Below are 1,841 nucleotides of genomic sequence, written 5' to 3' on the forward strand. Positions count from 1 at the left end.
CCTTATTATATATAGATTACATGTTGACATGTAAGGAGGAACATATTTTGCGAGTTAAATATCATTTTCTGCCAAAACAGCAGGTGACATTTTGTAAAACGAATGATTCTGGTGAAAAGGCGTTACAAATTATGAATGAAACGGGATTTCGCGCAATCCCTGTATTAGCAGAAAATGAGAAGGAATTCACGGGGATTATTTATAAAGTAGATCTTTTAGAAAAGAAGTGTAATAGCAGATTAGAGGATGTAAGTACAGAAGATGTACTGGAAAATCCAAGTTCGTTTATTTTTGAAAAGGATTCTTTTTTTAGAGCTTTTTACGTTATTCGTCGTCTCCCGTTTTTAGCGGTTTTAAATGAGTATAATGAATTTGTCGGCATTTTAACACATTCTAATGTATTTGATGTCATTGAGGATTCGTTCGGTATGCGGACGGGTGGTTATATATTAACAATTGCAACACAAGATTGTAAGGGAACAATTAAAGAGCTTGGGACATTATTAAAAGCATATAATATCGGTGGACTGTTTACGCTTGATAACGGTGATCAATATATTCGCCGTGTTATCGTAAATATATCGGATGAGTTAAATGAAAAAAAATTAAAGCAATTAATTGAAAAGATAGAGAAAAAGGGATTTAGGGTGAGTCATGTAGATTATATTTAAGTTGAAAAGGAAAGGTACCTATCTGCTATGTGTAGATAGGTATCTTTTTTAGTGCGAGAAATGAATTTTATTTTGAAACAGAAGGTGGAGATAATGCTAAATCAGATAAAAAAATAAAGTCTGCATGCTCACGAATTTTAGGAATAGAAGTTTCGATAATACGTGATGTAATTTCACCTGGAGCCCCAACGTGTCCGATAGCTACCATAATGGGTTTGTCTTGGATTTTTTTTATGAGTAATTGTGCTTGTTTTGAAATGTGACTTACCGTATATACATCATCAAAAAATAATTGGTTTTCAATAATAGGAACGCCTAATTCTTTACCAATTTTTGGGACAACACTATTAGGGTTTGTTTTACTATCTAAATAAAATAAACCGTGCTTTTTACAGGCAGAAAGTATAAGACGTACAATCCTTTCATCAGCGGTTACTTTTGATCCCATATGATTGTTCATTCCTATTGCATGAGGTATTTCTTGAATTGCTTGTTCGAGTCGGTTGTTTATTTCTTCATCGCTTAAATCTGTTGTAATCGCTTTTGGTCCAAGCCACTCTTTTTTTCCTCTAATTGGTTCCATTGGCATATGTATAATAACTTCATGCCCTTTTTTATGGGCAGCTATTGCATCTTGTTTAGTAGAAGGAAGAAATGGCATAACAGCAACAGTGAGTGGAATAGGAAGTGATAACATCTTATCTGTGCCTTTCATATTATTGCCGAAATCATCGATGACAATAGCAACTTTATTCGTATGAGCGTTAGCTTGAATAGGAAAGAGGAAGAATGGTATGAACAGGGTGAAGATGAGAACTGTAATAGTATATTTGCGCATATAAATATTTCCTTTCTATTTTATCCCGCTATTTGCGGGCAGTAAGACTCCCACCTCAAAATTTGGCTGGAGTAAAGAAGTTAGGTGGAAAATCCACTGCCCGTAAACGCCCGATTGGTGAAGGCTAATAATTAGTGGGGGATGGACAAAACCCCCACTAATTAAAGTTCACTTTATCAATCATCATTATGTTTTGCGTTTTTACATAAATTAAACAAAAAATGTCGAAGAAAAGTACATTGAAAATAGAGAATCCACTGTTTACTGAGTATTTACAAAAAAGAAGATGAAAAAAATGTCTATTATTGCGAATGTATTTACAAAGATAGAAT

At 33.8% G+C, this 1,841-nt stretch carries 2 protein-coding genes; one reads left to right on the forward strand and one right to left on the reverse strand.

All coding sequences use genetic code 11. From position 1 onward, the window contains the following. Window positions 1–47: 47 nt before the first annotated feature. A complete protein-coding gene (cbpA, locus tag AB3X49_RS22340; RefSeq protein ID WP_002135099.1) occupies window positions 48–671 on the forward strand; it encodes a cyclic di-AMP binding protein CbpA in 624 nt (207 codons plus the stop codon). Window positions 672–738: 67 nt separating this feature from the next. Here cbpA and AB3X49_RS22345 read toward each other — a convergent pair whose 3' ends face one another. Next, the gene (locus tag AB3X49_RS22345) at window positions 739–1,509 is read right to left on the reverse strand and encodes a divergent polysaccharide deacetylase family protein (RefSeq protein ID WP_002011545.1); all 771 of its coding nucleotides are present in this window, start codon (window positions 1,507–1,509) and stop codon (window positions 739–741) included. Between the last annotated feature and the right edge of the window lie 332 nt (window positions 1,510–1,841).

It is taken from the genome of Bacillus sp. C30, assembly GCF_040838255.1.
Taxonomy (GTDB): domain Bacteria; phylum Bacillota; class Bacilli; order Bacillales; family Bacillaceae_G; genus Bacillus_A; species Bacillus_A mycoides.

Coding starts and splice junctions, on each gene's coding strand:
- AB3X49_RS22345 (WP_002011545.1), bottom strand. CDS start 1,509: ATGCGCAAATATACTATTACAGTTCTCATCTTCACCCTGTTCATACCA.